The organism is Limnohabitans sp. INBF003 (genome assembly GCF_055396645.1).
Map to the genome: position 1 here is coordinate 886,219 of NZ_AP029222.1, position 24,837 is coordinate 911,055.

25 protein-coding genes are annotated in these 24,837 nt (G+C 59.6%); 8 read left to right on the forward strand and 17 right to left on the reverse strand.

Features of this window, described 5'->3' with window-relative positions:
• Nucleotides 1-44 precede the first annotated feature (44 nt).
• Both ACZ5VE_RS04260 and ACZ5VE_RS04265 read left to right on the forward strand, forming a co-directional pair.
• On the forward strand, nucleotides 45-1,061 hold the full coding sequence (locus tag ACZ5VE_RS04260; RefSeq protein ID WP_464456808.1) for an AraC family transcriptional regulator: 1,017 nt from the start codon (nucleotides 45-47) through the stop codon (nucleotides 1,059-1,061).
• Between the two features lie 52 nt (nucleotides 1,062-1,113).
• Complete coding sequence (locus ACZ5VE_RS04265; RefSeq protein WP_464456809.1) at nucleotides 1,114-2,004, forward strand: pirin family protein; 891 nt, start codon at nucleotides 1,114-1,116, stop codon at nucleotides 2,002-2,004.
• A gap of 207 nt (nucleotides 2,005-2,211) precedes the next feature.
• On the opposite strand, the gene ACZ5VE_RS04270 is transcribed toward ACZ5VE_RS04265, so the two are convergent.
• From ACZ5VE_RS04270 to ACZ5VE_RS04300, 7 genes are all read right to left on the reverse strand, one after another.
• Complete coding sequence (locus ACZ5VE_RS04270) at nucleotides 2,212-2,859, reverse strand: 2-dehydro-3-deoxy-6-phosphogalactonate aldolase (RefSeq protein ID WP_464456810.1); 648 nt, start codon at nucleotides 2,857-2,859, stop codon at nucleotides 2,212-2,214.
• Complete coding sequence (locus ACZ5VE_RS04275) at nucleotides 2,856-3,758, reverse strand: 2-dehydro-3-deoxygalactonokinase (protein WP_464456811.1); 903 nt, start codon at nucleotides 3,756-3,758, stop codon at nucleotides 2,856-2,858. Before ACZ5VE_RS04275 ends, ACZ5VE_RS04270 begins: the two co-directional genes overlap by 4 nt.
• A gap of 2 nt (nucleotides 3,759-3,760) precedes the next feature.
• A complete protein-coding gene (locus ACZ5VE_RS04280) occupies nucleotides 3,761-4,729 on the reverse strand; it encodes a sugar kinase (protein WP_464456812.1) in 969 nt (322 codons plus the stop codon).
• Nucleotides 4,726-5,742, reverse strand: a complete 1,017-nt coding sequence (denD, locus tag ACZ5VE_RS04285) for a D-erythronate dehydrogenase (RefSeq protein WP_464456813.1) — start codon at nucleotides 5,740-5,742, stop codon at nucleotides 4,726-4,728. Before denD ends, ACZ5VE_RS04280 begins: the two co-directional genes overlap by 4 nt.
• Before the next feature lie 16 nt (nucleotides 5,743-5,758).
• Entirely contained in the window at nucleotides 5,759-7,507 is a 1,749-nt protein-coding gene (locus ACZ5VE_RS04290; protein WP_464456814.1) for an IlvD/Edd family dehydratase, read from the reverse strand.
• A 68-nt stretch (nucleotides 7,508-7,575) separates the two neighbouring features.
• Nucleotides 7,576-8,724 carry a galactonate dehydratase gene (gene dgoD, locus ACZ5VE_RS04295; RefSeq protein ID WP_464456815.1) on the reverse strand — a complete coding sequence of 383 codons (1,149 nt, stop codon included), beginning with the start codon at nucleotides 8,722-8,724 and terminating at the stop codon, nucleotides 7,576-7,578.
• Between the two features lie 47 nt (nucleotides 8,725-8,771).
• Nucleotides 8,772-9,527, reverse strand: a complete 756-nt coding sequence (locus ACZ5VE_RS04300) for a FadR/GntR family transcriptional regulator (RefSeq protein WP_464456816.1) — start codon at nucleotides 9,525-9,527, stop codon at nucleotides 8,772-8,774.
• Nucleotides 9,528-9,662: 135 nt separating this feature from the next.
• On the opposite strand from ACZ5VE_RS04300, the gene ACZ5VE_RS04305 reads away from it, so the two are divergent.
• The 6 genes from ACZ5VE_RS04305 to ACZ5VE_RS04330 all read left to right on the forward strand — a co-directional run bounded on the left by ACZ5VE_RS04305 (nucleotide 9,663) and on the right by ACZ5VE_RS04330 (nucleotide 15,766).
• Nucleotides 9,663-10,445 carry an SDR family oxidoreductase gene (locus ACZ5VE_RS04305; RefSeq protein WP_464456817.1) on the forward strand — a complete coding sequence of 261 codons (783 nt, stop codon included), beginning with the start codon at nucleotides 9,663-9,665 and terminating at the stop codon, nucleotides 10,443-10,445.
• A gap of 35 nt (nucleotides 10,446-10,480) precedes the next feature.
• On the forward strand, nucleotides 10,481-11,728 hold the full coding sequence (locus ACZ5VE_RS04310; protein ID WP_464456818.1) for an enolase C-terminal domain-like protein: 1,248 nt from the start codon (nucleotides 10,481-10,483) through the stop codon (nucleotides 11,726-11,728).
• Nucleotides 11,729-11,805: 77 nt separating this feature from the next.
• Nucleotides 11,806-12,822 (forward strand): TRAP transporter substrate-binding protein, encoded by a 1,017-nt coding sequence (locus tag ACZ5VE_RS04315; protein WP_464456819.1) that lies wholly within the window; start codon nucleotides 11,806-11,808, stop codon nucleotides 12,820-12,822.
• A 33-nt stretch (nucleotides 12,823-12,855) separates the two neighbouring features.
• A complete protein-coding gene (locus ACZ5VE_RS04320; RefSeq protein ID WP_464456820.1) occupies nucleotides 12,856-13,416 on the forward strand; it encodes a TRAP transporter small permease in 561 nt (186 codons plus the stop codon).
• 9 nt (nucleotides 13,417-13,425) lie between these two features.
• Nucleotides 13,426-14,706, forward strand: coding sequence for a TRAP transporter large permease (locus tag ACZ5VE_RS04325; protein WP_464456821.1), 1,281 nt, complete (start codon nucleotides 13,426-13,428; stop codon nucleotides 14,704-14,706).
• 28 nt (nucleotides 14,707-14,734) lie between these two features.
• The gene (locus ACZ5VE_RS04330) at nucleotides 14,735-15,766 is read left to right on the forward strand and encodes a DctP family TRAP transporter solute-binding subunit (RefSeq protein WP_464456822.1); all 1,032 of its coding nucleotides are present in this window, start codon (nucleotides 14,735-14,737) and stop codon (nucleotides 15,764-15,766) included.
• Between the two features lie 97 nt (nucleotides 15,767-15,863).
• On the opposite strand, the gene gndA is transcribed toward ACZ5VE_RS04330, so the two are convergent.
• The 10 genes from gndA to ACZ5VE_RS04380 are packed head-to-tail and all read right to left on the reverse strand — an operon-like array spanning nucleotide 15,864 to nucleotide 24,675.
• The gene (gndA, locus tag ACZ5VE_RS04335) at nucleotides 15,864-17,273 is read right to left on the reverse strand and encodes an NADP-dependent phosphogluconate dehydrogenase (RefSeq protein ID WP_464456823.1); all 1,410 of its coding nucleotides are present in this window, start codon (nucleotides 17,271-17,273) and stop codon (nucleotides 15,864-15,866) included.
• Nucleotides 17,274-17,282: 9 nt separating this feature from the next.
• Complete coding sequence (locus tag ACZ5VE_RS04340) at nucleotides 17,283-18,032, reverse strand: SDR family oxidoreductase (protein WP_464456824.1); 750 nt, start codon at nucleotides 18,030-18,032, stop codon at nucleotides 17,283-17,285.
• A gap of 29 nt (nucleotides 18,033-18,061) precedes the next feature.
• The gene (locus ACZ5VE_RS04345; protein WP_464456825.1) at nucleotides 18,062-19,108 is read right to left on the reverse strand and encodes an L-idonate 5-dehydrogenase; all 1,047 of its coding nucleotides are present in this window, start codon (nucleotides 19,106-19,108) and stop codon (nucleotides 18,062-18,064) included.
• Nucleotides 19,109-19,139: 31 nt separating this feature from the next.
• Complete coding sequence (locus tag ACZ5VE_RS04350) at nucleotides 19,140-19,907, reverse strand: SDR family oxidoreductase (protein WP_464456826.1); 768 nt, start codon at nucleotides 19,905-19,907, stop codon at nucleotides 19,140-19,142.
• On the reverse strand, nucleotides 19,904-21,187 hold the full coding sequence (locus ACZ5VE_RS04355; protein WP_464456827.1) for a TRAP transporter large permease: 1,284 nt from the start codon (nucleotides 21,185-21,187) through the stop codon (nucleotides 19,904-19,906). The genes ACZ5VE_RS04350 and ACZ5VE_RS04355 overlap by 4 nt, the downstream gene beginning before the upstream one ends.
• Entirely contained in the window at nucleotides 21,184-21,723 is a 540-nt protein-coding gene (locus ACZ5VE_RS04360; RefSeq protein WP_464456828.1) for a TRAP transporter small permease, read from the reverse strand. The genes ACZ5VE_RS04355 and ACZ5VE_RS04360 overlap by 4 nt, the downstream gene beginning before the upstream one ends.
• 58 nt (nucleotides 21,724-21,781) lie before the next feature.
• Nucleotides 21,782-22,756 (reverse strand): TRAP transporter substrate-binding protein, encoded by a 975-nt coding sequence (locus tag ACZ5VE_RS04365; RefSeq protein WP_464456829.1) that lies wholly within the window; start codon nucleotides 22,754-22,756, stop codon nucleotides 21,782-21,784.
• A gap of 38 nt (nucleotides 22,757-22,794) precedes the next feature.
• Nucleotides 22,795-23,133: a hypothetical protein gene (locus ACZ5VE_RS04370; protein WP_464456830.1), complete on the reverse strand. Its 339-nt coding sequence runs from the start codon at nucleotides 23,131-23,133 to the stop codon at nucleotides 22,795-22,797.
• Between the two features lie 19 nt (nucleotides 23,134-23,152).
• Complete coding sequence (locus ACZ5VE_RS04375; RefSeq protein WP_464456831.1) at nucleotides 23,153-23,704, reverse strand: gluconokinase; 552 nt, start codon at nucleotides 23,702-23,704, stop codon at nucleotides 23,153-23,155.
• Between the two features lie 11 nt (nucleotides 23,705-23,715).
• Nucleotides 23,716-24,675 (reverse strand): 2-hydroxyacid dehydrogenase, encoded by a 960-nt coding sequence (locus ACZ5VE_RS04380; protein WP_464456832.1) that lies wholly within the window; start codon nucleotides 24,673-24,675, stop codon nucleotides 23,716-23,718.
• Nucleotides 24,676-24,837 lie beyond the last annotated feature (162 nt).

A 24,837-nucleotide genomic window follows, 5' to 3' on the forward strand; every position in this document is an offset into this window, starting at 1 on the left:
ACGGGAATTTAGTTTGACATTTCGGGAAACTCGTGAAAGTCCCTATGACCGCTTTTTTGCGTGCCGCCACGCTGACCAATTTCGAGCAAGTCGCCCGTGAATGCGGGCTGGATGCCCAGGCGTTGGTGAAGGAAGTCGGTTTGTCGCCACGCTGTTTGAGCGAACCCGACTTCAGGCTGCCCGCTTCATCGGTTGGAGAACTTCTGGAACTGGCCGCGCGTCGAGCCCACGAACCGGGCTTTGGCCTGCGCATGGCCGCCTCGCGGCGCTTGTCCAATCTGGGGCCATTGGGTTTGATGCTGCGCGACCAACCCACGCTCAGGCATGCACTCGAAACCTCGGTGACCTACATGCACACCCATGCAGAGGCTCTGTCGGTTTCACTGGTCGAATCAGGTGATCTCCTGAGCATCCGGGAAGAACTCATGCTCGATGGTGGCACCCCCACACCCCAGGCCATCGAGATGGGCATGTGCAGCACATTCCGCGTGCTGCAGATCTTTTTGGGCGAACGCTGGGAACCGCGTCTGGTGGCCTTCAGGCATCCGGCACCTGACGACATACAAGCGCACCGGCGCGTGTTTGGCAGCCGCATCGCCTTTGGCCAGGAATTCAATGAGATCGTCTGCAATGCCCGAGATCTGGCAGCCCCCAATTTGGCGGCCGACCCTGTCATGGCGAAATATTCACAGCAGTTGCTGGAGCGCGACATGGGCCTCAACGCCAAGATGTCGGATCGGGTTCGGCGACTGATCGTGTTGTTGTTGCCGCGTGGGCACTGCCGTGTGGAGGTCGTTGCGCAACACCTGGGCGTGGACCGACGCACCATTGCCAACCACTTGGCTGCAGAAGGGACGACTTACAAATCGCTGGTCAACAGCATGCGCACAGATTTGTTGGCCAGCTATTTGCAACGCGGTACACAAAACTTGTCCGAAGTGGCCGTGCTACTGGGGTTTTCTGAGCTGAGTGCGTTTTCACGCTGGCACAAAAGTCTGTTCAATACCCATGCCAGCGATGCGCTCAAACGGGTTGTGCGTGACGCCAACCCGAGTGCTTGAGTTGGCGCGCTGACACACCATTTCTTGGAGTCAACTCGGTAAACTCACCCTCATGACCACATCTCACACCCCCATGAACGGCAGCCAGGCGGTTCAGCATTCCCGCACCATCGAACGTCTGGTGACAGGCCAGGCCACTTCCGACGGTGCAGGCGTCAAGCTCAACCGCGTGCTCACGCAAGCCCTGCAGCAGCGGCTCGATCCTTTTTTGATGCTGGACGCCTTTGGCAGCGACAAGCCCGATGACTACATTGCCGGCTTCCCTGACCACCCGCACCGGGGCTTTGAAACCGTGACCTACATGATCGCCGGGCGCATGCTGCACCGTGACAGCGCGGGCCACGAAGGCCTGCTGCAAAACGGCGGCGTGCAGTGGATGACCGCTGGCAAGGGCGTGATCCATTCCGAAATCCCGCAGCAAGACGATGGCGTGATGGAAGGCTTTCAGCTGTGGCTGAACCTGCACAGCTCCGAAAAGATGAACACCCCTTGGTACCGGGATTTTCAGAACGATCAGTTGCCCCAGTTTCAGACGCCTGAAGGCGTAGCAGTCACGGTGATTGCGGGTGCCACCCACGGTGTGCAAGGTGCCGTGACCCGAGAGATCACCCAGCCGGTTTATCTGGACGTGCACATGCCTCAGGGTGCGCGCTTTGCGCAGACGCTGCCTGCAGACCACAACGCCTTCATCTATGTGTACCGTGGCGAAGTCAGTATTGGGGGCCAGGCCGTGCCTGTGCAGCGCATGGCCATTCTGGCGAACATGGCGCAGGCCGATGGCGTGCTGATCGAAGCCAGCGCCTATGCGAAGCTGATTTTGGTGTCAGGCAAGCCACTCAAGGAGCCCATCGTCCAGTACGGCCCATTTGTCATGAACACCAAGGAAGAGATTTACCAAGCCCTCGGTGATTTTCGGGATGGGCGTTTGGGCGAAAAGGCCTGAGGTCGGTTCACGCTTGCAGGTACGCACTGGTCAACCGGTTTTCTTCCTGTAGGAGCCAGCCTGCTGGCGATCAGCGGCTTGTGGACCGCCATTCATCGCTTGCAGGCAAGCTCTTACCAACAGGGCTACCTCGTCCATTGCTTGCAGGCAAGCTCCCACAACAAGCTTCCAAAAACACTTGACTCCTGCGAGTGGGGCCTTGCCGGGTCAGGCTCTGAAGGCCTTCACAAATGCCTGTGCCTGCAGCGCCACTTCGTGAGCCGAGCGTCCCGGCGCGTACAAGGCTGAACCCAGACCAAACCCGCTGGCACCGGCGGTGCGGTAAGCGGCCATGTTGCCCGGGGTGATGCCGCCTACAGGCATCAAGGAAGCCTCTGTGGGCAGTACGGCACGCATGGCCTTGACGGTGGCCGGTGAAATCATCTCGGCAGGGAAGAGTTTGAGGCCGTGTGCACCCGCATCCAATGCTGCAAAAGCTTCGCTGGGTGTGGCCACGCCGGGCAGCACCACCATGCCCAGCGCCAAGGCCTGAGCCACCACCGCAGGGTTGAAGTTGGGCGAGACAACCAGGCGGCCACCGGCATCGTGTACCGCTTGCACTTGCGGTGTGTTCAACACGGTGCCTGCACCGATCAGGGTTTTCGGAAAAAGCTGTGTGAGCGCTGCGATGCTTTGCAAGGGCTCGGGTGAGTTCAGGGGCACTTCAATCAGGGCAAAGCCGCTGTCCACCAGCGCTTGGCCGATGGCGGTTGCTTCGGCCGGTGTCAGGCCGCGCAAGATGGCGATCAGGGGCAACTGGGCCATGGCTTGCGCCAGCGCCAGTTGGGGGGCGTGCGAGGTGTTGATCAGGGTCATGGCTGGTTTGTCAAATTGGAGGCCAATGCATGCAGCCCCGCCCAAGTGGCCTCTGCACCGCGGCTTTGGCAGGCGATGCCCAGGTGTTGCAGGGCCAGGGTGTAGCGCAGTGTCAGGGTGTCGCTGCCGATCAGGATCACCGGCCCCTGCGCGTCGGTCATGGGCTGTGTGCGCAGTTCCTCGCCGATCAGCAGGCCCGACAGGTAGCTGGGCAAGGCCGCAGCAGGCATGCGGTCAAACAGCCCGAGCGTGCGTACGGCAAACAGCTTGTTCAGCACACTGCCGGGTTGTTGGCTTTGGTCGATACCTTGCAAGAATGTGGTTTGGTCGAAGGCCCCGCTCAAATCCAGGGTCTTGCCCAAAATCGAGTGCTGGCTCAGCAGCGCATACATTTCGCCGGTCATGAAGGTGCTGAAGCGGGTCACTCGGCCGCTTTGCACTTGTGCCCATTTGCTGTGTGTGCCGGGCAACACCAGCGTGGCGCTGTCGCGCCCGGCCAGTTGCAGGGCACCAAAAATCTGCACTTCTTCGCCACGCATCACGTCAGGCGTGCTCAGCGCGTCAGGGTTCATGCAACTCAGACCCGGCACCAGGGCGATGCGATGGTCTTGCAACCACAGCAGGTGCTGGCCCAGTTCGGCAAAGCCAGCAGGGCAGGGGCAGTAGGGCACTTCTTGCCAGCCTTGGCGGCTGCCAGCCATGCCCGAGATCAAGCACAGCGCATCGGGCGCTTGCATCCAGTCACCAAAGAGTTCGTTGAAAATGGCTTCAAACTGGCCCGTTGGCACGCTCAAGATGCCGCGTGCAAATTCGCGCGATTCCAGCACCTGGCCGGTGGCGCTCAGCCTTGCACCGCGCAGCGACGAGGTGCCCCAGTCGATGGCGATCAAAGGACGCATGTTCATGCTGCAGTGGCTGGAGGTGTTAACACATTCAGCACAGCATCACGTCGTGGCAAAGGTGCCACTGCGCCGTAACCTTGCACCGACAAAGACGCGGCCGCATTGGCATAGGCCGTGGCTTCCCAGAGCTTGTCGCCTGCGGCCAGGCGTGCCAGCAAATTGCCTGCAAAACAATCGCCTGCACCGGTGGCATCCACCGCTTGCACGGTGTGGCCCGGCACGGTGCGTTGCGATTGGCCATCGCTGGCCAATGCGCCGTCGGCCCCGAGTTTCAGCACGACTTTCGCTGCGCCTTGGGCATGACTCCAGTGGATGATGTCTTGCGCTTGGGTCAGGCCTGTGAGCGCTGTGATGTCTTCGAGGCTGGGCAAAAAAAGATCGCACAGGCTGATGGCATGGCGGATGCAGGCTTGCGCACGGGCCAGTGGCCACAGCGACAAACGCAAGTTGGAGTCGAGTGCCACACGCGTGCCCACGCTACGGGCATGTTGCATGGCCGCAAAAGCCGTGTCGCAGGCCGATGCCGAAATGGCCAATGAAATGCCCGACAAGTGCAGCCATTGGCTTTGGGCAATGGCCTCGCCCCAGTGCTGCAGCACATCTTGCGGTTGCATGCGGCTGGCGGCCGATCCGGCACGGGCATAGCTGAAGTGGTGACCCTGCGCGTCATGGCTCACAAAGTAGATGCCTGTGGGCGCTTGGTGCTCGCGCAGCACGGGTTGTGTGTCCACGTTTTCACGCTGCCACAGGTCCATCAAACGATCGCCCCAACGGTCTGTGCCCAAGCGGCTCAGGTAGGCCACGCGGGCGCCAGCCCGGGCTGCGGCAATGGCGGCGTTGCTGGTGTCGCCGCCAAAGCCTTGCAGGTAAAGAGGCGCTTCGTCATGAGGCTGGTTTTTGGTCTGGTTGAACTCGACCATGGCTTCGCCCAGAGCGACGATGTCGCGTGTTTTGGAGGTGGTTGTCACTTCAAACCATTCAATGCTTCGGCGGGGTAGCCTGGGCGGGTTTTGCAGTCCTTGATGTACTGCTCAATGATGGCTTCGAAGCTGGCGTCGGCTTTCAGGCCAAGCTCATGGGCGCGTTCAAATGTGCAGCCTTTGGCCCAGTTGTTCACAATGCCCGCGATGCGTTCGTCGCGTTCAAACTTGACCCGTGCCCGCACGGCCGAGCCTGCCACTTTTTCAAGCGCGGCCAGCATCTGACCCACGGTCACATTGAGACCAGGCAGGTTCAGTGCCATTCGGCCACCGATGGCTTCACGGCTGGCTTCAAATACCGTGATCAGACCGTGGATGGTGGTGCCCGGCGACGACAAGGGGTGCGAGACGTTGGCATCCACCGGGCAGGTGGTGTCGGTCCCCGCCAAAGGCTCACGGATGATGCCGCTGAAAAACGACGAGGCTGCGCCGTTGGGCTTGCCGGGGCGCACTGCGACGGTCATCAGACGGGCCGAGCGGCCATCGATATAGCCCTTGCGGGTGTAGTCGGCCACCATGTACTCGATCATCAGCTTGTGCGTGCCGTAAGACGTTTGCGGCGTGGGCAAGCTGGTGTCGGTCACCAGCGCGGGCATGGGGTTGGCCGCGTCCGGTCCGAACACGGCCACCGAGCTGGCAAACACCATGCGCGGGGCTTTGCCCGATGATTCTGTGGATGCGCGGATGCTGTCCAGCAGCAGGCGCGAGCTGTCCACGTTGGAGCGCAGGCCCAGGTCAAAGTCCATCTCGCACTCGCCCGAGACGGCCGACGCCAAATGGAACACCCCGTCAAAGCCGCTCTTGAACAAGTCGCCTTGTTCCAGCATGGGGCCTGCATGGCCTTTCACGCGCGGGTCGGCCAGCAAGTCAGCGGGCGCAGGAAACAAGTCGGCAATGACCAGCTCACTCACGCTTTGGCCGTTGAGCTGGCCACGTTTCAAAATCTCGCGGGCCAGGCGTGCGCCCAAAAATCCGGCACCGCCGGTGATCAAAACTCGCATGTTTTTGCTCCTTGTCTCAGTGGTTGTCTTTGGGCACGGCCGCGCCGCGCTGGCCGACCAGAAAGTCCATGTCGGCGCCTTCGTCGGCTTGCAAGACATGGTCGATGTAGAGCTTCCAGTAACCCGACTGCATGGCGGGTTCAGGTTGTGTCCATTGCGCCAGGCGTTTGGCCAGCTCTTCGTCGCTGATGAGCAGCTGCAGCTTGCGCTCAGGCACGTTGAGTTCAATCATGTCGCCGTTTTGCACCACGGCCAGCGGGCCACCGGCAGCGGCTTCGGGCGTGGTGTGCAGCACCACGGTGCCATAGGCCGTGCCGCTCATGCGGGCGTCAGAGATGCGCACCATGTCGGTGATGCCCTTGCGCAGCACCTTGGGCGGCAGCGGCATGTTGCCCACTTCGGCCATGCCGGGGTAGCCCTTGGGGCCGCAGTTCTTCAGAACCAAAATGCAATTTTCATCGACGTCCAGGCTCTCGTCGTCGATGCGTTTGTGGAAATCGGTGCTGTCTTCAAACACCACGGCGCGCCCGGTGTGCACCATCAGCGCAGGCGTGGCAGCGCTGGGCTTGATGACAGCGCCACGCGGGGCCAGGTTGCCACGCAGGATGGCGATGCCTGCTTTTTCCTTGAACGGGGCATCGAATGTTTTGATGACACGCGGGTCGTAGTTGACGGCATCGGCGATGTTGTCTGAAACGCTTTTGCCTGTGACCGTGATGATGTCTTTGTGCAGCAGGTGCTCGATCTCCTTCATCACCACCGGCAGACCACCGGCGTAGCAGAAGTCTTCCATCAGGTGCTCACCAGACGGTTGCAAATTCAAGAGGCAAGGCAGCTCGCTGCCCAGGCGCTCGAAATCGTCCACGGTGAGCTTCAGACCCAAGCGACCGGCAATCGCGATCAGGTGGATCACCGCGTTGGTCGAGCCGCCAATGGCGGCCAATGTGCGGATGGCGTTTTCAAAGGCTTCACGGGTGAGCACCTTGCTGATGGTCTGGTCGGTGTGAACCATCTCGACGATGCGACGACCGGCTTCGCGGGCCAGCACATTGCGGCGGCCGTCCACGGCCGGGTAAGCGGCGTTGCCGGGCAGGCCAATGCCCAGGGCCTCGACCATGCTGGCCATGGTGCTGGCGGTGCCCATGGTCATGCAGTGGCCGTGGCTGCGGTGCATGCAGCTCTCGGCTTCAAAGAAGTCTTGCAGCTTCAGGGTGCCAGCGCGCACCTGCTCGCTCATGCTCCACACGCCAGTGCCCGAGCCGAGTTCTTGCCCGCGCCATTTGCCGTTCAGCATGGGGCCGCCCGAGACGCCAATGGTGGGTAAGCCCGCGCTGGACGCGCCCATCAGCAAACTCGGGGTGGTCTTGTCGCAGCCCATCAGCAGCACCACGCCGTCAATCGGGTTGCCACGGATGCTTTCTTCCACGTCCATGCTGGCCAGGTTGCGGTAGAGCATGGCGGTGGGGCGCAGCAAGGTTTCGCCGAGTGACATGACCGGGAATTCGAGCGGAAAGCCACCGGCCTCGTACACGCCGATCTTGACCTGCTCGGCCAGGGTGCGAAAGTGCGAGTTGCAGGGCGTGAGTTCGCTGAAGGTGTTGCAAATGCCGATCACGGGGCGACCATCGAACTGGTCGTGCGGCACGCCTTTGCCTTTGACCCAGCTGCGGTAGGCAAAGCCATCGCGGTCTTGTCGGCCAAACCATTGCTGGCTGCGCAGGTCTTCGGGTTTTTTGCGGGGCAGATCGCCAGTTTTTTGACTCATGGTGTTGTCTCAGTCTTGTTTTTGGAGTGGAAAGTAAGAGGGTGTCATTGCTGTGTGCAAGCTGTCAATCACCACTCGGCAAAACTGCCATCGGCATGCCGCCAGACAGGGTTGCGCCAGCGGTGTCCTTGTAATGCGCGTTCACGCACATAGTCTTCGTTGACTTCGATGCCCAGACCAGGGCCTTTCGGAATGGCCACCATGCCATCCTCGTAGGCGAAGACTTCCCTGTTGGTCACGTAATCGAGCAAATCGTTTGAGCCGTTGTAATGAATGCCCAAGCTTTGTTCTTGAATGAACGCGTTGTAGCAAACCGCGTCGAGCTGCAAATTGGCCGCCAGCGCAATCGGTCCCAATGGGCAGTGCAAGGCCAATGCGACGTCATAGGCTTCGGCCATGCTGGCAATCTTGCGTGTTTCTGTGATGCCGCCTGCGTGCGATGGGTCGGGCTGCACGATGTCCACATAGCCTTCGGACAGCACCCGTTTGAAATCCCAGCGTGAATAAAGCCTCTCACCCAATGCAATGGGTGTGGAGGTCAGTGGGGCGATTTCCTTGAGGGCTTCGTAATGCTCGCTGAGTACAGGCTCTTCGATGAACATCAGGCGGTAGGCTTCGAGTTCTTTGACCAGAACTTTGGCCATCGGCTTGTGCACGCGCCCATGAAAATCCACGCCGATGCCCACGTTGGGTCCGACCGCCTCGCGCACCGCCGCCACGTTTTGGAGGCAACGGTCCACCTTGTCGAAAGTGTCCACATATTGCAACTCTTCGGTGCCGTTCATTTTCACGGCCGTAAAGCCACGTTCTACAGCAGCCTTGGCTGCCGCCGCCGTTTCGTTGGGTCGATCGCCCCCAATCCAGCTGTACACCCGGATGCGGTCGCGTACTGGGCCACCCAACAGATCGGCCACGGGGACACCTAAGGCTTTGCCTTTGATGTCCCACAGTGCTTGATCAATGCCTGCAATGGCGCTCATGTGCACGCCGCCACCCCGGTAAAAACCGCCCCGGTACATCACTGTCCAGTGGTCTTCGATGTGACGCGGGTCTTTGCCGATCAGGTAGTCCGAGAGTTCTTCTACGGCAGCCGCTACGGTGTGGGCGCGGCCTTCCAGCACGGGCTCGCCCCAGCCGGTGATGCCTTCGTCGGTTTCGATTTTGAGGAAACACCAGCGTGGTGGTACCAAAAAGGTGGTGAGTTTGGTGATTTTCATGACGTGGCTTGGTCAGGGCCGTGCTGCTGTGTCGCCTGGCGTTGTCTTCAGTGGGTGTTCAGGGCCGTGCTGCGCGGCTTGCCTGCTCGGGCAGGTACCAGTTCGCGCAGGTCTTCTTCGGCTCCGTCGATCAGGATCAGTACTGCCCGTTCTGCACTGTCTGCATCGCCGCGCTCAATCGCTTCACACACCGCTTCGTGCAGGGGCAGTGAGTGTGCTGGCCCTCCGGGTTTGGTGGTGATCACGTCAAAACTGACGCGCAGCAGCGCAGCCATGGCGTCTTGCATTTGCCGCACAAACTGGTTGCCGCAAGCCGACAGGATGATGGTGTGAAAGGCCAAGTCGGCTTTCACGTAGTCCCCTTTGCCTGCCACGGCGCGTGCCATGGCCATGTAGGCCGAGCGCAGGTTGCGGCGGTCTTCGTCGCTGGCACGCAATGCCGCCAATCGCACAGCAGCGGGTTCGATGATGCGGCGCATTTCCATCAGGTCGCGCGAAAGGGTCGGATCAAATACCGCAGATTGCGCACGCCAGCCGATGATGTCTGGGTCAAACAGGTTCCAGCGGGTGGGCTCCAATACCAAGGTGCCCACGCGACGGGTGACTTCGATCAGGCCTTTGGCCGCCAGCGATTTGATGGCCTCGCGGATCACGATGCGACTGAAGCCAAAGCGGGTGCATAACTCGGGTTCGGGGGGGAGCAATTGGCCGGGACGTATCTTTCCACTGCAAATGTCCCGCCCCAATGCCTCCAGGACTTGCTCTTGAAAGGTGGCTCGGGGGGCGGGTGATTTCAGGTTCATGGATCGCTGGTAAGGTATGACTAAAGATTTTTCAATCGTCATTAATTGCCCTAAGTATCTATCAGGAATGTCACTTGAGGATCTAAGGGTTTTCTACAGGTATTTAAACGTCATACGTCATATACATTTGCGGGCATGAAATCGACCAGATCACCTGCATTGTTTGACCTGAAAGGCCGCACGGCCCTGGTGACCGGCTCCAGCCGCGGCATTGGCCTGGCGCTGGCCCGTGGTCTGGCCGAGTCCGGGGCCAAGGTGATCCTCAACAGCCGTCAGACGGCAGCGGTCGACGAGGCGGTGGCCCAACTCCAGGCGCAGGGCCTGGATGCGCAGGGCGCAGCCTTCGATGTGGCCGATCCGGCTTCGGTCGATGCCGCTTTTGCCGGGTTCGACCGCGCAGGCCTGGCCATCGACATCTTGATCAACAACGCCGGCATCCAGCACCGCCAGCCCATGCTGGACGTTTCTCTGGAAGACTGGAACCGCGTCATTAACACCAACCTCACGGCGGCTTTTTTGGTGGGGCGTGCTGCAGCGCGCCGCATGATCGACCGGGGCACCGGCGGCAAGATCATCAACATCGGCTCGCTGACCAGCGAAGCCGCACGCGCCACGGTGGCCCCCTACACGGTGGCCAAAGGCGGCATCAAGATGCTGTCCAAAGCCATGGCGGCCGAGTGGGCGCAGCACAACATCCAGGCCAATTCGATTGGGCCGGGCTACATCCTGACCGACATGAACGAGGCACTGGTTAACAACCCTTCGTTTGACGCCTGGGTCAAAAGCAGCAACCCGGCACAGCGCTGGGGCCGCCCCGATGAACTCGTGGGCACCGCCATTTACCTGGCCTCGGGCGCATCCAACTACGTCAATGGCCAGATCATTTATGTCGATGGCGGCTGGTTGTCGGTGCTCTGATTTCTTTGCAACGCATTTCACCGCAGGCCGATTTCATGAGCACCCTGATCACCGACGTCAAAGTCATCCTGACCGCTCCCGAGGGCATCAACCTACTGGTGGTCAAAGTCGAAACCAACCAGCCCGGCCTGTATGGCCTGGGCTGCGGCACCTTTGCCTACCGCCACCTGGCGGTCAAGTGCCTGATTGAAGAGTACCTGCGCCCTTTGGTGGTGGGGCGCGATGTGCACGCCATCGAAGAGCTCTGGCAGCTGATGCACCAGAACGCCTACTGGCGCAACGGCCCCATCGAGAACAACGCGATCTCGGGCATCGACATGGCCTTGTGGGACATCAAGGGCAAGCTGGCCAACATGCCGCTGTACCAGCTGTTTGGCGGCAAGGTGCGCCAAGGCGTGCCGATCTACCGACACGCCGACGGCAAAGACCTGAGCGAGCTGTGCGACAACATCCAAAAGTACCGCGAGCAGGGCATCACCCACATCCGCTGCCAAAGCGGTGGTTATGGCGGTGGTGGCTACGGCGCAGCACCGGCCCACGCTGCAAGCCATGCGCCGGATGGGGTGTACCTGGATGCGCGCAAATACATGCGCGAAACCGTCAAAATGTTTGATGGCATCCGCAGTCGCGTGGGCTTTGATGTGGAGCTGTGCCACGACGTGCACGAACGCCTCAAGCCCATCGATGCGATCCGCTTTGCGCAAGCCCTGGAGCCGTTTGGTTTGTTCTTCCTGGAAGACGCCATCCCGCTCGAAGAGGGCGAGTGGATTCGCCAGTTGCGGGACAAGACCAACATCCCGCTGGCGCAGGGCGAGCTGTTCAACCACCCCTTCGAATGGCGCAACCTGATCGCCGAGCAGCTGATCGATTTCATCCGCGTGCACCTGAGCCAGGTGGGTGGCATCACCCCGGCGCGCAAGTTGCAATTGTTTGCCGAGCAATACGGCGTGCGGACCGCCTGGCATGGCCCGGGCGACATGTCACCGCTGGCCCATGCGGCCAATATCCACATCGATCTGGCATCGCGCAACTTCGGCGTGCAGGAGTGGTCGGGCACCGAGCCACCGAATTTCGTGATCCAGGAGCTTAAGGGACCACGCGATGCCTTGCTTGAAGTGTTTCCGGGCTTGCCCGAGTTCCGTCAGGGCTATGTCTATGCCAACGACTTGCCCGGCTTGGGCGTGGACATCGACGAAGTGCAAGCGGCCCGCTACCCCTGCGACAGCGGCGTGACCACCTGGACCCAGACACGTCTGATGGATGGCAGTTTGAACACACCCTGATTTTTCAGTCACAGCAGTGTGAGCGCTTGGGCCACAGCTGCTGATTCATTCCAACCACCAAGACGGAGACATTTCTGATGATCACAAAAACTTCCCCTCTGCGCCGCGCCACGTTGCTGGCGGCTGCTTGTCTGGCCCTTTGCTCGGGTGCGGCTTTTGCCGAGGTCAAGGCCAAAATCGGCCACGCCATGCCCGATACCCATCCGCAAGCGATGGCCATGAACAAGTTCGCCGAACTGGCCGCCAAATACACCAACAACGACGTGAAGATCCAGGTCTTCCACAACGCCGTTTTGGGCAGTGACGAGAAGCAGTTGCAAGCCGTACAGGCGGGCACGCAAGAGCTGTACATCGGCACATTGGCTCCTCTGTCTTCCAAAGTCAAGGAAGTGCAGATCTGGGACTTGCCGTTCATGTTTGCCAATGAAAAAGAAGTCTATGCCGTGCTCGACGGTGCTTCTTCCAAAACGATTTTCCAGAAAATCGAACCCAGTGGCTTGGTGGGCCTGACCTGGACCGGCATGGGCTTTCGCAACCTGTCCAACAGCAAGCGCCCTGTGACCAAACTCGAAGATGTGAGCGGCCTGAAGGTGCGCGTGATGGCCAACCCGGTGGCGCTGGAAACCTGGAAAACCATCGGTGCCAATGCCGTGCCCATGGCATTTTCTGAAGTGTTTCCCGCACTGGAAACCAAAGCCCTCGACGGCCAAGAAAACCCGTTGGTGCACATGTACGCCAACAAGATGCAGGAAGTGCAGAAGTTCATTTCCTTGACCAACCACGTCTACACCCCGGTGGCTTTGGTGGCATCGAAAAAGTTCTGGGATACCTTGTCTGCGGCCGACAAAGCGGGCGTGCAAAAAGCCGCGACCGAAGCCGGTCTGCTGCAACGCAAATACCTTGAAGAAGGTGACAAGGATGTGGTCGGCAAGTTTGCCAAAGCCGGTGTGACTGTGAGCCCTGTGCCAGCGGCCGAGTTGGCCCGCATTCAGGACAAGGTCAAATCGGTTGTGACCAAGTTTGCGCCCATCATCGGTGAAGACTTCGTCAAGCAGTTCTATGCCGAAATTGAAAAAGCCCGTTCGGCCAAGTAAAGCCTGATCCCTGATCGCCCCAAGGAGGACTCCATGATCAAAGCAATCCAACCCGTCATCGACGGCGTTTTCAAAATTTTTGAAACCGTCATGGTGATCTGCATCGCCGTCATGCTGGTGATGGTGTTTGGCAACGTGATGTTGCGCATTTTCTTCAACACGGGCATTGACTTGTCGGAGGAAATTCCGCGTTTTGCTTTTGTCTGGATGACCTTCATTGGGGCGATTGTGGGCATGCGCAAGCACGCTCATCTGGGGGTGGATGTGATCACCCAGCTCTTGCCTGTGACGGGCAAAAAAGTCTGCTGGGGCATCAGTCAGTTCATCATGGCCGTGTGCTGTGGCTACATCGTGTATGGCACCTGGTTGCAACACGAAATTCTGGAAGGCAATGCCTCGCCCGTAGCCCAGATCAGCATGATCTGGGTGTTTGGTGTGAGCTATTTGACCGGTACCTTTATCGGCATCATGTGCTTGTTCAATCTGTACCGTTTGCTCACGGGCCAGGTCGAAGAATCAGAGCTGACCGACGTGATGGAAGAGGGCATGTCCGAAGTGGATGAAATTGCGGCCCAAGTCGGCCAGAAAGCGTAAGAGGCAGCCATGACCATTCTTGTTTTCATTGGCTCCTTGCTGGGTCTGATGGCGCTGGGCATGCCCATCGCTTTTTCCTTGATCGGTTGCGGTCTGGCGATGATGTACTACATGGGGGTGACCGATCCGCAGATCGTGATCCAGAACATGTGGGACGGCTCCAACAGTTTCCCTTTGCTCGCTGTGCCTTTCTTCATGTTGGCCGGTGAGTTCATGAATGCAGGCGGCATGACCCGCCGCATCATCAACATGGCCATGGCCTGGATCGGGCATATTCCCGGTGGCCTGGGTTATGTGGCGGTGGCTGCCGCCGTGATCATGGCGTCGCTGTCGGGCTCTGCCGTGGCCGACACGGCTGCACTGGCTTCGGTCTTGGTGCCCATGATGCGCAAGGCTGGCTATGACGTTAACCGCTCATGTGGCCTGATCGCTTGTGGCGGCATCATCGCCCCTGTGATTCCACCGTCGATCGGCATGATCATTTTTGGCGTGGCGGGTGGCGTGAGCATCACCAAGTTGTTCATCGCGGGCATCGTGCCCGGTATCCTGATGGGCGTGGCGATCATGATCGCTTGGCGCTGGTCCATCAAGCGCGACAAGATCACTGTGGAGCCCAAGCGCAGCATGGACGAGCGTTGGTCTGAAACCCGCAAGTCCTTGTGGGCACTGACTTTGCCTTTGGTCATCATCGGTGGGCTGAAGATCGGTTTCTTCACACCGACCGAAGCGGCCGTTATCGCTGCGGCCTATTCGCTGATCGTGGGCTTGTTTGTGTACCGCGAGATCAAATACAAGGAGCTGTTCCATCTGTTTTATCGCGCTGCTGAGACGACGGCCATTGTGATGTTCTTGGTGGCCGCTGCCGGTGTGTCTGCCTGGCTGATCACCACAGCCAGTATCCCGCAGCAAGTGGCCGATCTTGTGGCGCCTTTCATGGACAACAAGATGCTGTTGACCTTTATCCTGATGGTGATGGTGTTCATCATCGGTACTGCGCTCGACTTCACGCCCACGGTGCTGATCATGACGCCTGTGTTGATGCCGGTGGTGCGTCAGGCCGGGATCGATCCGGTGTATTTCGGCGTGCTGTTCATCATCAACAACGCCATTGGCTTGGTCACCCCGCCGGTGGGCACCGTGCTCAACGTGGTGTGCAGCATTGCCCGCATTCCGATGTCGGGGGCCATCAAAGGCGTGATGCCTTTCATGATTGCCCAGACCGTCGTGATGTTTTTGCTGGTGGTCTTTCCCGAGATCGTCATGTGGCCCCTGCGCATGATGACCCAATGATTTTCCTTCAACCTAACCGGAGTGCACCATGATTTTCAATTCACGCCGACACTTGTCGAAAACCCTGATCGCGCTGGCGGGCGTTGCGCTGCTCGCTGGTGGCTTGTCGATGGCGCAAGCGCAAGAGGTCAAGAAAGCCAAGCTGGGTCACTCCTTCAATGACGCGCACCCGCGTGCGGCCGCCATGAAGCAGTTTGCAGCCGCCGTGTCCAAAGCCACCAACGGCAAGGTGGTCATCGAGGTGTTTGGCAACTCGACGTTGGGTTCCGAAGACAAGATGCTGATTGCCACACAAAGCGGTGTGCAGGACTTGTACATGGGGGCTTTGGCACCCATTGCGGCCCGTAAAAAAGAAATGCAGATTTTTGACTTTCCGTTCATTTTTGGCAGCGATGCCGAAGCGGCCTATGTGCTGGATGGCCCTGTAGGCCGAAAGATGCTGGACGGATTGAGCGACATGAACATGCACGGTCTGGTCTGGGCAGGCGGGGCATTTCGCAACATGTCCAATAGCAAGCGCCCGCTACAGACGATGGCCGAAATGAAAGGGCTCAAAGTCCGTGTGATGCAAAGCCCCATGGCCTTGGCCAGTTTCAACGCCATGGGCATGAATGCCGTGCCCATGGCCTTCACAGAGGTCTATCCTGCATTGGAGAGCAAGGCGTTGGATGGCTATGAGCACCCTGTGGTGGACATGTACGCCAACAAGATGTTTGAGGTTCAAAAATACCTGACCATCACCAACCACGTCTACACCCCTGTCGCACTGTTGGCCTCTTCCAAATGGTGGGCCAGTCTGAGCGCCGATCAACAAGCTGCGGTGCAGAAAGTGGCCGAAGACACGCGTGCACTCCAGCGCAAAGCGGAATTGAGCGATGCCGCTGACGTGGTGAACCAGTTGAAAGCCAAAGGCATGAGCATGACCGAAATGCCCACAGCAGAACTCGACAAAATCCGCGCAGCGGTTCAGCCAGTCATTGATAAAAACAGCGAAGCGATTGGTGCCGAGTTTGTGCAGTCTTTTTACGGTGAACTCAAGAAGTTCCGCACACGCAAGTGAATCCGGCGATGTCCACCTGCGGGTGGCGCCATCAAAAAACCCCGTCAGGACGCAAGCCTTGGCGGGGTTTTTTGTGAGCGGCACATGCCGAGACCGGTCAGTCGATCCACCGCGTGTGGAATTTTCCTGGACGATCCACCCGTTGGTAAGTGTGGGCCCCGAAGTAATCCCGTTGGGCCTGCAACAAGTTGGCGGGCAAGCGGGCCGAGCGGTAAGCGTCGTAATAGCTCAAGGCGCTCATGAACGATGGCACAGCCACACCGTGCAAGGCCCCCATGGCCACCACTTCCCGAAGGTCTTGTTGGCAGCGAGCCATCACGCCAGCAAAGTGCGTGTCCATCAGCAGGTTGTCCAAATGGGGTGACCGTTCGTATGCGCGTGTGATGTCTGCAAGCAGCTGCGCCCGGATGATGCAGCCCGCACGCCAGACAGACGCCACGGTGCCCATGGGCAGTGCCCATTGGTGTTCTTTGTCTGCTGCTTTGAGCAAGCTGAAACCCTGGGCATAAGCGCAAATTTTGGCGGCCAACAAGGCTTTCTGAATGTTGCCAAGCACCGTTTGCTGGTCGCCAGCGTTCAAGGCAACCGGTCCCGCCAGTACTTTGGAGGCTTTCACGCGTTCGGGCTGCAAGGCACTGATGGTGCGGGCAAACACGGCGTTGGCGATTGTCGGCGCGGTCACCCCCAGGTCGAGTGCGACCTGACTGGCCCATTTGCCTGTGCCTTTTTGTTCAGCGGTATCGAGGATCAGGTTAACAAGTGCGTCGCCCGTTTCCGGGTCGGTGTGCGCCAGGATGTCGGCCGTGATGTCCATCAGGTAGCTGCCCAGCTCGCCCTGGTTCCACTCACGGAACACGGCACTCATCTCCGCAGGGCTCATGTCCAGCAGGTTGTGCATCAGCCAATAAGCTTCGCAGATCGTCTGCATGTCGGCGTATTCAATGCCGTTGTGCACCATTTTCACGAAGTGGCCAGAGCCGCCAGGGCCCATCCACTCGCAACAGGGCTGGCCATCGCCGGTTTTGGCGGCAATGGCTTGCAGCATGGGTTTCAAGCGTGGCCAGGCAGGCGCCGCACCGCCGGGCATGAGGGCCGGGCCGCGCAGTGCGCCTTCTTCGCCGCCGCTGACGCCTGCGCCCACGTAGTGAATGCCCGAGCCATCCAGCGCCTGAATGCGGCGCTGCGTGTCGGTGTAGAGGGTGTTGCCGCCGTCCATGACCACGTCACCGGCACCCAGCAAGGGGCGCAGCTCGGTCAGCACCGCATCAACGGCGGTGCCCGCAGGCACCATCAGCCACACACAGCGCGGTTGTTGCAAGCTGCTGACCAGTTCGGCCAGCGACTGGACCGCTTGCGCATTCAGGCCCTGCGTGCGCTGCCCAAAGCTTTGGCGCTTGGCTGCATCCAGGTCAAAACCACTGACGGAAAAACCGTTGCGCTCCAGATTGAGCGCCAGGTTTTCACCCATGACGCCCAGGCCCACCAGGCCGATGTCCATCTTCTGCATAGGCTTGGCTTAACCCCGACCCACAAACGGCATGTTGGTGGCCATCACCGTGGTGAACAAGATGTTGGCCGACAAAGGCAAGCGGGACATGGTCAAGAAAGTGTCGACCACGGCCGACATGTCCATGCGCGGTTCCGCCTTGATGGTGCCATCGGCCTGGGGCACGCCCTTGGCCATTTTTTCAGTCATGTCCGAGGCCACGTTGCCGATGTCGATTTGACCAACGGCAATGCTGAAGGCGCGGCCGTCCAGCGAAGCGGCACGGGTCAGGCCCGAAATGGCGTGTTTGGTGGCGGTGTAGGCAATGGACCCGTAGCGTGGCACATGGGCAGAGATGGAACCGTTGTTGATGATGCGACCGCCTTGCGGGCTTTGCTCTTGCATCAGCTTGAAGGCATGGGACAGGCAATAGAATGCGCCGTTGAGGTTGACGTCCACCATGCGGCGCCAGTCGTCACCCGTGATGTCGCCTGGCAAGGTGGTGGGCAGCGAGATGCCCGCGTTGTTGAACAGCAAATCGAGGCGACCAAACTGCGCGCGCACTTGGTCGAACAGGGCTTTGACCTGTTCTTCGCTGGACACATCGGCGGGCATGGCCACGCCATTGGCGGCGTTGGCCCCCGCTTTGGCGATGGTTTCTTGCAACGCATCCGCACGGCGTCCCACCAGCACCACATGCCAGCCTTCTTGGAGCAAACCGAGTGCGCAGGCTTGGCCAATGCCCGAACTGGCGCCTGTGACAAGAGCCACTTTTTTCATGAAAAATTCCTTGTTTGAAATGGGGTAAATCAAGCCACGGCTTCGGCAAAAGAAATTTGCACTTTCAGCGATTGGCTCTTGTCGGCTGCCAGATCAAAGGCTTCGATGGCGCGGTCCACGGGCAAGATGCCGGTGATCACGGGTTTGCCGTTGACCAGGCCTTCGTTCAAGAAGCGCACGGCGGTGGCAAATTCGGCATGGAAGCGGAAGGTGCCACGCATGTCCACTTCTTTGGCCACGATCTGTGTCATGGGCAGACTGATGTCGCCACCCATGCCCACGGTGATCAGCACACCGCGAGGTGCAATGGTGTCCAGGCCCACACGCAAAGCGGCTTCGCTGCCCGAGGCTTCGAACACGGCATCGAACTGGCCCTTGTCCACTTTGTATTTGTCGAGAGCTTCGGCTTGGGTCTTGAGGTTGATGATCTCGTCTGCACCCATTTCCTTGGCGCATTTCAAAGGCAAATCGGCAATGTCGGCGGCCACGATGCGGGCTGCACCGGCGCGGCGCAAGGCACCGATCAAGAGGGAGCCAATCGGTCCGCAACCGGTCACCAACACCTGCTTGCCCAGCACGCTGCCAGCGCGCTGAATGGCATGCAGGCCCACCGACAAAGGTTCTGCCAAAGCGGCTTCAGACAGGTTCAGGTGGTCGGCGATCGGGTGGGCTTGATAGCCCTCGATGATGAGTTGTTCGCTGAACGCCCCTTGGATGTGCGGGAAGGGCATGGCGCTGCCGTAAAAGCGCATGTTCAAACAATGGTTGTGTTGGCCCGCCTGGCAAAAGCGGCAGTGGCCGCAAGGGCGTGAAGGCGAGATGGCGATGCGCTGGCCTTTTTGGATGCCGGTGACCGCAGCGCCTAATCCGTCCACAATGCCCGAAATTTCGTGGCCCAAAGCGATGGGCTGCTTGATGCGCACCGTGCCAAAGCCGCCATGCTGGTAGTAATGCAGGTCAGAGCCGCAAATGCCGCCAAAGGCCACATTCACACGCAGCTGGTGTTCGCCCAAGGCGGGCAGTTCGGTGTTCTCAACGCGCAGGTCTTTGGCCGAGTGGCAGACAACGGATTTCATGGCGGTTTCTTTGAAAAGTGTGGAATGAATTTTAGAGTGTGGCGGTCACGCCACCATCGACGTAAAGGATATGGCCGTTCACGAAACGCGAGGCGTCTGAGGCCAAAAAGACCGCTGCACCGCCCAGGTCTTCCACATCGCCCCAACGGCGGCTGGGCGTGCGACCCACCAGCCAACTGCTGAAGGTCGGGTCATCGACCAGTTTCTGGTTGAGTTCGGTCTTGAAATAACCCGGGCCGATGCCGTTGACGTTGATGCCGAACTGGCCCCAGTCAATCGCCATGCCCTTGGTCAGCATCTTCACTGCGCCTTTGGTGGCGGTGTAAGGGGCAATGCCGGGGCGACCCAGCTCGCTTTGCACCGAGCAGATGTTGATGATCTTGCCGCGCCTACGCGGAATCATCTTTTTGGCGACCGCCTGGCCCACGAAGTACACGCTGTCCAGGTTGGTCTTCATGATGGTGTGCCAGTCGGCATCCTGGTACTCGTGCAAGGGTCCCCGGATTTGCATGCCCGCGTTGTTGACCAGAATGTCGATGGGCCCTTCGGCTTCGATTTGGTCTACCGCTTTGCGCACGCTGTCGGCATCGGTCACGTCAAACACGGCGCTGCTGGCCGACAAGCCTTGCGCTTGCAGTGCCTGTTGTGCCGCGGTGACTTTGCTGGCGGTGCGGCCGTTCAGGATGACGTGGGCACCAGCTTGCGCCAGCGCCTCGGCCAGTGCGAGACCAATGCCTGCAGAAGAACCAGTGATCAGGGCGCGGCGGCCCTGGAGTTGAAAAGTGTCCAGAACATTCATCGCGCCATCATCCATTTGAGGGGCATCATCACCAGCTCTGGGAACGCAATCAGCAGGCCCATCACCACCACTTGGGAAATCAGGAAGGGCATGACCCCCTTGATGACTTCGTGCATGGGAATACGACCCACACCACACACCACGTTGAGCACGGTGCCCACAGGCGGCGTCAACAGGCCAATAGCGTTGTTGATGATGAACATCACACCGAAGTAGACCGGGTCAATGCCCGCCTGCTTGACCAGGGGCATCAGCACAGGTGTGAGGATCAGCACAGTCGGTGCAAAGTCGAGTGCAGTGCCGACCACCAACACCATCAGCATCAGCATGATCATCATCAGGGTGGGGTTGCCCATGAAGGGGCTGAGCAGGTCCACAATCTGTGCCGGGATGTTGGCCACAGTGATCAACCAGGCACTGACCAGGGCTGCTGCCACCAGGAACATCACGACCGAAGAAGTTTTGGCAGCTGCCAGGATGATGCCGTACAGGTCTTTGAATTTGACTTCGCGGTAGATGAACAGACCGACGAACAGCGAATACACCACAGCGACAACAGCTGCTTCGGTCGGTGTGAAGATGCCCATCTTCATGCCGCCGATGATGGTGATCGCCAGCAAATAAGACCAGAAGGCGTCCACGGTGACGCGGATTTTTTCTTTCAGCGGCACGCGGGGGCTGACCTTCACGTTGTCCTTGCGGGCCACGATCCACCAGGTGATGATCAAAGCCACGCCCATCAGGATGCCTGGAAAGATGCCCGCCATGAACAGTTTGGAGATCGACACGCCACCGATCACGCCAAACAGGATGAACCCGATCGAAGGCGGAATGACCGGGGCGATGATGCCGCCAGCGGCAATCAAGCCAGCCGAGCGGTCCATGCGGTAACCGGCGTCACGCATCATGGGCATCAGCACGGCGGCCAGTGCTGCCGTGTCGGCCACAGCCGAACCCGACAGACTCGCCATGATGATGGCCGCAAACACCGCCACATAACCCAGACCCCCCTGAAAGTGACCCACCCACACCAGCGCCGAGTTGACGATGCGTCGACTCATGCCGCCCGCGTTCATCAACTCACCGGCCAGCATGAAAAAGGGCACGGCCATCAGCGGGAAGTTGTCCGCACCGTTGATCAGGTTTTGGGACACGATCTGCGTGTCAAAGTTGTCCATGTGCAGCATCAGGGCGACACCCGACACCACCAGTGAAAATGCCAAGGGCATGCCCAAGGCCATGGCTGCCAACAGCGAAGCCACAAAAACAAATACGGTCATTTGGCTTCTCCATGCATGTGGGGCGAGGCTTCTTCTTCAGAGTCTTGCACCTGAATCAGGTCGGCTTCGTTGAATTCGCCTTTGGCCAGGCGCACCAGTTTGCCGATGATCATCAGGCTCATGGCGATGCTGGCGATATAACCCACGCCGTACACCCAGCTCATGGGGATTTCCGTCACGGGTGAACGTGTGGTGGCATTGATGCCATGCTGTTTGAAGGTGCCGTAAAACATCAGTGCGCAGCAGCCCAACATCAGCAGGTTGGACAGGGCAAACGCGGTTTTTTTACCGCGCAGGCTCAGCATGCGCACCACCGAGTCAAGACCCAGGTGGGCGTTGTCACGCATGGTGACAATCGCGCCGAGAAAGGTGATCCAGATGAACAAAAAACGCGACAGCTCTTCCGAACTGATGATGCCGTCGTTGAACAGGTAACGCAGCACCACGTTGCCAAACACCATCACCACCATGGCAGACAGCATGATGACCAGGGTGATTTCTGCCAGCTTGAAAAAGAGGTCGTTGAGTTTTTTCATGATTTCATCGCAAAAATGCCCCCTCAAATGAGGGGGCGCAGACGCAGACGACGCCAAATTACTTGGTGTCTTCGATGGCTTTCAGCAAGGCCGGGCCGTTTTTCTCGCCGAATGACTTGGCGATTTCAGCCGAAACGATTTTCTGGAACGGGGCCATGTCCACGGTCTCTATCACTTGCATGCCCGACTTCTTGAGTTCAGACACCACCTTGCCCGCGTTTTGCGCGTTCAGGTTGCGCTGGTAAGTGGCGGCTTCGCGTGCGGAGTCGACCACGATCTTCTGGTAGTTGGCAGGCAGGCTGTCAAATTTGCCTTTGTTCATGGCCACGATCAGCGGGGAGTAGATGTGGTTGCTCACCGTGAGGTGCTTTTGAACTTCGTAGAACTTGGACGACCAAGTCACGTTGATCGGGTGTTCTTGTGCGTCAAAGGTGCCGGTCTCCAGTGCGGTGTACAGCTCAGCGATGGGCATGGGCGAGGGGTTCATGCCCAACAGCTTGAAGGCCTGGATGTGGTACGGATTGCCTGTGGAACGGATCTTCAGGCCTTTGACGTCATCCGGTTTGGTGATGGGGCGCTTGTTGTTGGTGAAAGCGCGCCAGCCGTTTTCCCAGTAAGCCAGGCCTTTCATGCCGTGAGGTGACAGCTCGTTCAGAACGCCAGTGCCGACAGCGCCGTCGAGCACGGTGTAGGCGTGCTGGGCGTTGCGGAACACAAAGGGCAATTCCATTGCGGCCGTGTTGGGCACGATGCCGTTGTAGTTGGAGGCACCGCTGGACACGATGTCGATCGTGCCGCCGCGCACGCCGTTGATCATCGCGCCGTCATTGCCCAGCTGGTTGGCAGGATAGACGGTGATTTCGACATCGCCGTTGGTGCGTTGCTTGACCAGTTCGGCCAGCTTCAGCGCGGCAGCGTGTTGGCCGTCCGTGGCGTTGACGGCGTGGCCCATTTTCAGGTTGAACTTGGCGGCCATGGCGGCAGAGCCTGTGGCGGCGATCATGCAAGCGAGAAGGATGCGGGAAAGTTTCATGGTTTTGTCTCCTGGTTGAAAAGGTCTGTCGAAAAAAATCAATCGGTGGGCAGCGCGTATTCGTCGGCGCTGAAGACGGTGTGAAACACGGTGCCATCGAACATGGCGATCAGGTCTTTGGACACTTCGCGGCTTTCTAGGCGCACGGCCGAGGCCAGGGCGATCTCGATCGATTCGCGGGTCGGGTAGCGCACCGACAGCACCATGCCAAAGTGCGGGTCGGCCACATCGCTCTCCACTTGGCGCAACACGCGCACTTCTTGCGCGCCCGGGAAGCGGGTCCACAGGGGCACGAGTTTTTCGCGGATGTAGCGGTTGAACGCGTCTTCCATGCCGGGTTTGACGTTGCCTTGGAAGAATGCACAGCGGATGAACATGCGGGGGCTTTCTAAAAAATCAGAGGGACGGGTGCAGACGCAAAGACGTTCTTGCATGCAAGGCGGCCAGCGCCTGCGCGACCATGTCCTGCACAGGTTCGGTGATGGGCAGGCGGATGACATCGGTCTCGTCGGCCTGGGGTTTTTCGAGGGCGCGGAACTGGCTGTCCAGCAAGCCGGGCTGCATGTAGTGGCCCACGCGCTGGTGCATGCGTTTTTGAATCAGGTCAAAGTCGCCGTCGAGGAAGACAAAACACACATCGCCCGCTTGTTCCCGGATGCGGTCACGGTAAGCGCGCTTGAGCGCCGAGCAGGCCACCACGCGGCCTTGCGCGTGTGGCTGCGACAGGTATTCGCCAATGCGGTCCAGCCAGGGCCAGCGGTCAGCATCGTCCAGTGCAATGCCCGAGCGCATCTTGGCCACGCTCTCGGGCGCGTGCAGGTCGTCGCCGTCCACCATGTCCAGACCCAGTCGTTCGCCCAAAGCGGCAGCCATGGTCGATTTGCCGCAACCGGACACACCCATGACGATGAGGCGCAAAGGCGAATGGCTCATATCGGTTTGAGGCATGGGGGGGCGATTCACTTCACCAGGGCTGCGCACTCGGGCACGGGCGTGCGCAAGGGCTGGCCCGATGTGCCGGCCTGCATGTTGGCAAAAGCCAGATCGGCCATGGCTTGGCGTGTCTCGGTGGTGGCGCTGGCCATGTGCGGTGTCAGCACCACGTTGCGCATGCCCCACAGCACTTCGGGCACATTCGGCTCGTTGGCAAATACGTCGAGGCCTGCGCCTGCGATGGTGCCGTTTTGCAGGGCTTCGATCAGCGCTTGTTCATCGACCACGCTGCCACGCGCCACGTTGATCAAAAAGCCGCGAGCGCCCAGGGCCTTGAGCACCTCGGCGTTGATCAGGTGTTTGGTGCCTGCTCCGCCGGGGGTGATGACGACCAGAAAGTCCACATTCGCCGCCAGTTCAGCAGGCGTTGGAAAGAACTTGAAACCCGAATCGGTTTTTTCGGTGCGAGCGGTGTAAGCGATCGACATGCCGAAACCACTGGCGCGCCGGGCAATGGCCTTGCCGATGCGTCCCAAGCCCACAATGCCCAGACGGGCACCCGAGACTTTGCGGCCCAATGTCATTGGGCCTGAGGGCCACTGGCCAGCACGCACAAATTGGTCTGCTTGCGGGATGGTGCGGCCCACCGACAGCACCAAACCCATGGCCAGATCGGCCACATCGTCGGTCAGCACATCGGGTGTGTGCGTGACGGGAATGCCGTGCTCGATGGCTGCGCCCACGTCGACGCCGTCATAGCCCACGCCAAAGACCGACACCACTTTGGCGTTCGTCACTTGCGCCAGCAGGCTGCGTGGCACGCTGGCCTCGCCCGTACCGGCCACGCCCACGATGCGCGGGGCCAGGGCGGCGAATGCCGCAGGGTCGGTGATGTGGGTGCGGTCGTGCACGGTGTAGACCGATTCCAGCGCCTGTTGGTAAAAGGGATGGAGCTTGGCCACAGCCAGTACATCGGGTTTGGACACGTCAATCACTCCAGTCAAAATAGGGCTTGGACAGCGCTGTCCAGAATGTTCAAAAAAAATGGCAAACGGAAATTTTCATTTTTCAGACGACATCAGGGTTTTCCACGAATCGTCAAAATTTTCGTTCAAAACTTTGGGATAGCGCTATCCTATCGGCAGCTG

Excerpts from the sequence above, each read along its gene's own strand:
- ACZ5VE_RS04260 (WP_464456808.1), top strand. The coding sequence starts at position 45 with ATGACCGCTTTTTTGCGTGCCGCCACGCTGACCAATTTCGAGCAAGTC.
- ACZ5VE_RS04265 (WP_464456809.1), top strand. The coding sequence starts at position 1,114 with ATGACCACATCTCACACCCCCATGAACGGCAGCCAGGCGGTTCAGCAT.
- ACZ5VE_RS04270 (WP_464456810.1), bottom strand. The coding sequence starts at position 2,859 with ATGACCCTGATCAACACCTCGCACGCCCCCCAACTGGCGCTGGCGCAA.
- ACZ5VE_RS04275 (WP_464456811.1), bottom strand. The coding sequence starts at position 3,758 with ATGCGTCCTTTGATCGCCATCGACTGGGGCACCTCGTCGCTGCGCGGT.
- denD (WP_464456813.1), bottom strand. The coding sequence starts at position 5,742 with ATGCGAGTTTTGATCACCGGCGGTGCCGGATTTTTGGGCGCACGCCTG.
- ACZ5VE_RS04290 (WP_464456814.1), bottom strand. The coding sequence starts at position 7,507 with ATGAGTCAAAAAACTGGCGATCTGCCCCGCAAAAAACCCGAAGACCTG.
- dgoD (WP_464456815.1), bottom strand. The coding sequence starts at position 8,724 with ATGAAAATCACCAAACTCACCACCTTTTTGGTACCACCACGCTGGTGT.
- ACZ5VE_RS04300 (WP_464456816.1), bottom strand. The coding sequence starts at position 9,527 with ATGAACCTGAAATCACCCGCCCCCCGAGCCACCTTTCAAGAGCAAGTC.
- ACZ5VE_RS04305 (WP_464456817.1), top strand. The coding sequence starts at position 9,663 with ATGAAATCGACCAGATCACCTGCATTGTTTGACCTGAAAGGCCGCACG.
- ACZ5VE_RS04310 (WP_464456818.1), top strand. The coding sequence starts at position 10,481 with ATGAGCACCCTGATCACCGACGTCAAAGTCATCCTGACCGCTCCCGAG.
- ACZ5VE_RS04315 (WP_464456819.1), top strand. The coding sequence starts at position 11,806 with ATGATCACAAAAACTTCCCCTCTGCGCCGCGCCACGTTGCTGGCGGCT.
- ACZ5VE_RS04320 (WP_464456820.1), top strand. The coding sequence starts at position 12,856 with ATGATCAAAGCAATCCAACCCGTCATCGACGGCGTTTTCAAAATTTTT.
- ACZ5VE_RS04325 (WP_464456821.1), top strand. The coding sequence starts at position 13,426 with ATGACCATTCTTGTTTTCATTGGCTCCTTGCTGGGTCTGATGGCGCTG.
- ACZ5VE_RS04330 (WP_464456822.1), top strand. The coding sequence starts at position 14,735 with ATGATTTTCAATTCACGCCGACACTTGTCGAAAACCCTGATCGCGCTG.
- gndA (WP_464456823.1), bottom strand. The coding sequence starts at position 17,273 with ATGCAGAAGATGGACATCGGCCTGGTGGGCCTGGGCGTCATGGGTGAA.
- ACZ5VE_RS04340 (WP_464456824.1), bottom strand. The coding sequence starts at position 18,032 with ATGAAAAAAGTGGCTCTTGTCACAGGCGCCAGTTCGGGCATTGGCCAA.
- ACZ5VE_RS04345 (WP_464456825.1), bottom strand. The coding sequence starts at position 19,108 with ATGAAATCCGTTGTCTGCCACTCGGCCAAAGACCTGCGCGTTGAGAAC.
- ACZ5VE_RS04350 (WP_464456826.1), bottom strand. The coding sequence starts at position 19,907 with ATGAATGTTCTGGACACTTTTCAACTCCAGGGCCGCCGCGCCCTGATC.
- ACZ5VE_RS04355 (WP_464456827.1), bottom strand. The coding sequence starts at position 21,187 with ATGACCGTATTTGTTTTTGTGGCTTCGCTGTTGGCAGCCATGGCCTTG.
- ACZ5VE_RS04360 (WP_464456828.1), bottom strand. The coding sequence starts at position 21,723 with ATGAAAAAACTCAACGACCTCTTTTTCAAGCTGGCAGAAATCACCCTG.
- ACZ5VE_RS04365 (WP_464456829.1), bottom strand. The coding sequence starts at position 22,756 with ATGAAACTTTCCCGCATCCTTCTCGCTTGCATGATCGCCGCCACAGGC.
- ACZ5VE_RS04370 (WP_464456830.1), bottom strand. The coding sequence starts at position 23,133 with ATGTTCATCCGCTGTGCATTCTTCCAAGGCAACGTCAAACCCGGCATG.
- ACZ5VE_RS04375 (WP_464456831.1), bottom strand. The coding sequence starts at position 23,704 with ATGCCTCAAACCGATATGAGCCATTCGCCTTTGCGCCTCATCGTCATG.